The sequence below is a fragment of the Silvanigrella sp. genome (assembly GCF_044369315.1).
In the GTDB taxonomy this organism is placed as follows: Bacteria; Bdellovibrionota_B; Oligoflexia; order Silvanigrellales; family Silvanigrellaceae; genus Silvanigrella.
Genome location: NZ_JBIPMD010000233.1, coordinates 1 through 4,984, shown reverse-complemented (window position 1 = coordinate 4,984; position 4,984 = coordinate 1). Strand labels below are relative to the sequence as shown.

General features: G+C 24.7%; 5 protein-coding genes. 3 read left to right on the top strand and 2 right to left on the bottom strand.

Annotated features, from left to right (window positions below; genetic code table 11):
- From ACIQ56_RS14350 to ACIQ56_RS14340, 3 genes are all read left to right on the top strand, one after another.
- Positions 1 to 296 (top strand): NUDIX domain-containing protein (locus ACIQ56_RS14350; protein ID WP_397601731.1); only part of this gene is annotated, 296 nt, incomplete at its 5' end.
- A gap of 13 nt (positions 297 to 309) precedes the next feature.
- Positions 310 to 702, top strand: coding sequence for a hypothetical protein (locus tag ACIQ56_RS14345; RefSeq protein ID WP_397601730.1), 393 nt, complete (start codon positions 310 to 312; stop codon positions 700 to 702).
- Between the two features lie 41 nt (positions 703 to 743).
- On the top strand, positions 744 to 1,289 hold the full coding sequence (locus tag ACIQ56_RS14340) for a hypothetical protein (RefSeq protein ID WP_397601729.1): 546 nt from the start codon (positions 744 to 746) through the stop codon (positions 1,287 to 1,289).
- On the opposite strand, the gene ACIQ56_RS14335 is transcribed toward ACIQ56_RS14340, so the two are convergent.
- Positions 1,272 to 3,020 (bottom strand): ATP-binding protein, encoded by a 1,749-nt coding sequence (locus ACIQ56_RS14335; protein WP_397601728.1) that lies wholly within the window; start codon positions 3,018 to 3,020, stop codon positions 1,272 to 1,274. The two genes, ACIQ56_RS14340 and ACIQ56_RS14335, sit on opposite strands and share 18 nt — an antisense overlap.
- 11 nt (positions 3,021 to 3,031) lie before the next feature.
- Complete coding sequence (locus ACIQ56_RS14330; RefSeq protein ID WP_397601727.1) at positions 3,032 to 4,666, bottom strand: ABC transporter substrate-binding protein; 1,635 nt, start codon at positions 4,664 to 4,666, stop codon at positions 3,032 to 3,034.
- Positions 4,667 to 4,984 lie beyond the last annotated feature (318 nt).

The window sequence follows — 4,984 nt, the reverse complement described above, 5'->3', positions numbered from 1 at the left end:
TGGATAAAGGGGAATCTCCAAGAGAGGCCGTTATCCGCGAAGTCCGAGAAGAAGCTGGTGTTATAGTTCAAGAAAACCCAGTTATTTTTGAATGTTATTTCAATATATATGGTGGTGTTGATGATATTGTCAGTTTATATATCATTAAAAAATTCCAAATTCAGAAAATTAAGAGTAAAGAAATAGCTGAAGTAAAATGGTTTCCTATTAATAGGCTTCCTGAAAATGCTTCAAAAGCAACAAAACGTAGAATTGCCGAGATTTTTTTTAATTTAGAAAAATCAGAGCGGTGGTAAAAAAGGAGATAATATGAAAGCTAAATTTTTATTTGTATTTTTTAGTTTTATTTTAGTGAGTTGTAATTCAACGAACAATTCAAGCAATTCTAATAATGAAACTATTAAAAAAAGTTCCGAAAAAATTACTTTAAAACCATGGGTTGGAAAAGACATTGTAGAAGTTTTAAAACACCCAAAATATGGAACTCCAAGTAAAAAAGAAAAAGTAGACAAAAATGAAATTATTTCATACATGGAATATTTTTCTGCTTCAGGTCATTTAAGTGATAATTCCATCAATGTTAATCTCTTTTGCAAGAGATCATTTATCTTTAATAGCGAATCTAAAATTATTGATACAATTGAAGAAGGAAATTGTCAAAATACAATCGAAAATTTACCAATTGAAGAAATAAAAAAGTAAAAATATTTTATTCAAATAAATGCTCAGTGAAGTACTAAAAAATGGAATTAGTTTTAGCTAATAATATTGCTCATAAAATGAATAAAATGCTCTTAATTATTTCTTCTGAATGCAATTCTCAAATTAAAATTAAACCATTAAAAGAAGATAATACTCATTTAGAATATTTTTTATCATTTCCTCTTGAAGCAAGAGAGGAAATGGCAAATTATTTAGGAATAAGTTTAAAAACCCTTCAAAGAATTTATGAAAATCCGATTAAAATTTTAGATGACTATAATGTAGTTTTAAAACTTGGGAGTTTTTTTGATAAAACATATCCTGAAATGATTTGTTTATTTTTTAATGTTTTACAGCATGAGTTTAATCATGATCCTTCTACATCTGCTTTTTTAAAAGAAATTCATTTAATTGATAAAGAGTTATCAGTTGAATCTAGAAGGGAATTAGTTAGATTATTGGTATTAATTCGAAAAATGAAAATACCTGTACATAGTTTTTCAATAGTTGCAAGACAAATGATCTATAAAAAATGTTTTACAGAAGATAATATTAATCGTATAAAAAATTTAATTGATAACTTTTGATTTATTTAATTTTTCAATCATATTCATTATTTCATTGTATGATATAGGTCTTTTTTGAAAAAATAGATCTATTTTTTCTTTCATATAATTAGGAATATCTTTTTGAATTTTTTCATTAAAACCAGAGCATAAAATTATTTTTCCAGTAAATTTTTCTTCCTCATTTTCGATACCGCCTATTAAATTTGAATTAATAAAATTTACTCCATTGCCAAAATCAAAATCAGTTACAATAGCGGCGATATTTGTTAAATAATTATTCCCATTCATTTTTTCTTCATCTATGTGACAAAAAAATTCATCAGGTGTTCTAAAAAACAAGATATTTGCGTCCATCATTTTTACTTCCCAACCATGCCAAATTAATTCGTTATCCTCTATAATAACAACAAGTGGTTTATCTGAATTAGGGCAAATTTTAATTTTTTCTTTCTCATCTTTTGTAATGTTTTCAAGAACATAATTTTGATTTAATTTTGATTTTTCTTCAGAAGCTCGTACAAAAAATGAGAAGCAAGTTATATTTTCATTATGTAATATTAATTTACTTCCATTTTTTTGTAAAATTTCCTTTAAATTTTTTAATCCTATTCCGTGTCCATCCGGTTTATTTGTAAAACCATTTAATATTTTTGATTTGATTTCTTTTGGTATTTTAATACCATCATTAGAAATTTCAATTAATATGATTTTTTTTAATTTATAAAACCAATTTTGTGTTATTTTTACCTCAATATTTGAAGTTAAAACACTTTCATGAACAGCGTTTTTAAGAATCGTATTAAAAGCTAAAAAAAGAGTGCTGCGGTCAAATTTTAATTTATAATTCACATTAATATAACAAGAAAGTTTAATTTTCGTATTACCAATGTTTTTCCAGACTTCTTCAAGAACATCTATTGGATTTATACTTTCAATCCGAATTTTTCTTAAAATAATTTGAGCTACATTGTTATGATGAAGAGCCGCATGAATACTTGATTTTAGATCATAAGGGTATTTTAATATATTTTCCTGATTGACAAGCTCATGTTCTATCATATTTTTAATATTTTCAAGAGATTTAGATTCAATTTTTTTAGCAGTATTTTTAGCTACTTTTGTTTTTAAAATAGAAATTGGAATCATAATAAAAAAGATTAAACTCATAAAAACAAAAATATTTAATATTGTAAATACTTCAATAAATGTTGTTCCATCTTTAAATAATTTGTAATCTAAAGCTTTTTTATAGAACTTTAATGTGTATTTTTTTTGTTGAAATACTTTTTCATTTGCTATTTTATATGAATAAATTGGAAATGATACTCCAATAATTAATGAATTATTATATATAAATATAGAATTTACTTTCTTCAAGATTCCTTCTAAAAGAATTACATTTTTAATTTCAGAAATAGATGAGGCATTTGTTTGCCAAATTGGAAATTTATTATCTTTGCATTGAACGCAGTCCCAAATTTCGGCAGCAAAAAAATTATTTTTTTCCACTCTTTCATATACATAAATAGAAGTAGAAACTTCTATGAGCCTTCTATAGGCTTCCAAAGAATAGTTATTTTGCATTAAGTATTCTGTATATCCAAAAGTTGAAAGATAATAGTCTTTTAATTGATGATTTATAATAATAACATCTATTATTAAAAATAAAAATGACATTATAATTGAGGTTAATAACCAATACAATAAATGAAATTTTTTATTAAACTTTTTTAACTTTTTATTGATCATGTCATAAATTTCTACTTATTAAGTTTTATTTCCCATACCAATATTTTAATAGGACTGTATTGGTTTCCAAAAGAAGAAATTCGATTTTTTCTATATAAAAATGAAATACGCATTTGAAATACAGTTACCATAATATTATTTTCAGTAAAATATTGACTTAAATTTCTTGAAAAAATAGGGCTTTTACTTAAATTTTTAGTAGCTTCAAAGTATAAATTTTCAAATATAGGATCGTCCGGATATATATTATCAAAAAAAGAACCTTTTTTAAAATAGGCAAAATTAGAATTTGGATCTGTCGTTGATGTATCAAATCCACTCCACCACAAAACATTTTTGTCATTTTTTTTGAATTTTGTGTAATTCATATCTGTATTATGAAAGTAAACATGGACTCCAATTTCTTGAAGTTGATTTTTAATTTCAATAATATAACTTTCATGATTTAATTCTTTTTTTGTATTCCAAAAAGTATGCACATGAAAAACTTTATCTTTCCAAAGTGATTCAGGTATGGTCTCCATTAATTTTTTAGCTTTTTCTAAATTTCTTTTTTGAATAGGAATTTCAGCTCTATAATTTTTTTGCCATCCTGATGCGGGTAACATTTGATCATCAGCAACAAATTCGCCATAGGGAGAAGATTTTGCAATTTTAAATCTATCAAGTGCTAATGATATTGCTTTTCGAAAGTTTGCATTGGAACCAAGTTCTGTTTTATAATTAAATAAAAATCCTGCATTTGAATAAATATCAGGAAAAATGATATGGCTATCAAAATTTAAATTTGCTTTATTTAAGCCAATATATCCCTTAATGTCTCCTGTATCATTATCGCTAAATATAAACCGAATAAACTTAGGAATGTCTTCTTTTTCATTCACTTTTTCAATTACATAAATATGTTTATTTAAATCTATTTTTACTACTTTGTATTTTCCAAAACCAATAGGATATTTTTTCCATTTTAAATACGACTCATCAAACTCTTCTATTGGTACTATTGGCAAATATCCTGTAGAAATTTTTTGAAAAAAATGACTATTTTCTCTCTTTAAATTAAAGATAATATTATATTTGTCTTTTACTTTTAACCCAGAAATAAGACCAGAAGGATAACTTAGAGTATCTATACTAATATGTTTAATTTTTTCTTTTTTTAAATTATCAATTCCTACAATATCATCTAAAATTGTTCTAGCAAAATTATCATTATCAAATGACAATAGTTGTTTTACAAAAGAAAATTCTACGTCGTAAGCTGTTACTTCTCTTTTGTTATGAAAAAAGATACCTTTTTTTAAATTTGCATAACAAATATTTCCATCGCAAAAAAATTTCTCAAAGAGAGCATTTTTATCTGTCGATTCTTTAAACGTTCCATTAAAAGAAATTAAACTACCATGTACAGCAGCAGAAAATGTCTCAACTACATATGAAGTAACATTTATATAACTCCATGGAATTTGTGGCTGGTCTGACAAATTTAATGTGATGGTTTGGTTATCTGGAAATTGGTTTGAGTCTTCATACTTATTACTTGATATTTTATTATTTATGATAACAAGAATAAATGTAATTATAAATAGAAAACCAAAATAGACAGGAAATTTTTTCTTATATTTTAATTTTTCAAAATCAACCATGATATTTCATTTTATTTCTATATAAAACATTAATTTTTGCCAATTAGTCGTAATTGGCTCTATTTTTAAATAAAGTAAATGGTCAAAGAACTATGATTTCCAAAAACCTTATTTCATTATCCTTAAATCATTTATGTTATCATGTCATCAATATAATTATCAAAAAAAGATAAAATGGTTATGGTTATATAGGGTTCTGTTGCAAATAATTAGGAGCTACGAAAGATTGGGTTGTTACTTTTCAAGAATGTCCCCTCTAGGCGCAATTATCCAGCGAGGGAGCTAAATTGCTCCCAAATAGGCAAATGACTTTTAAAT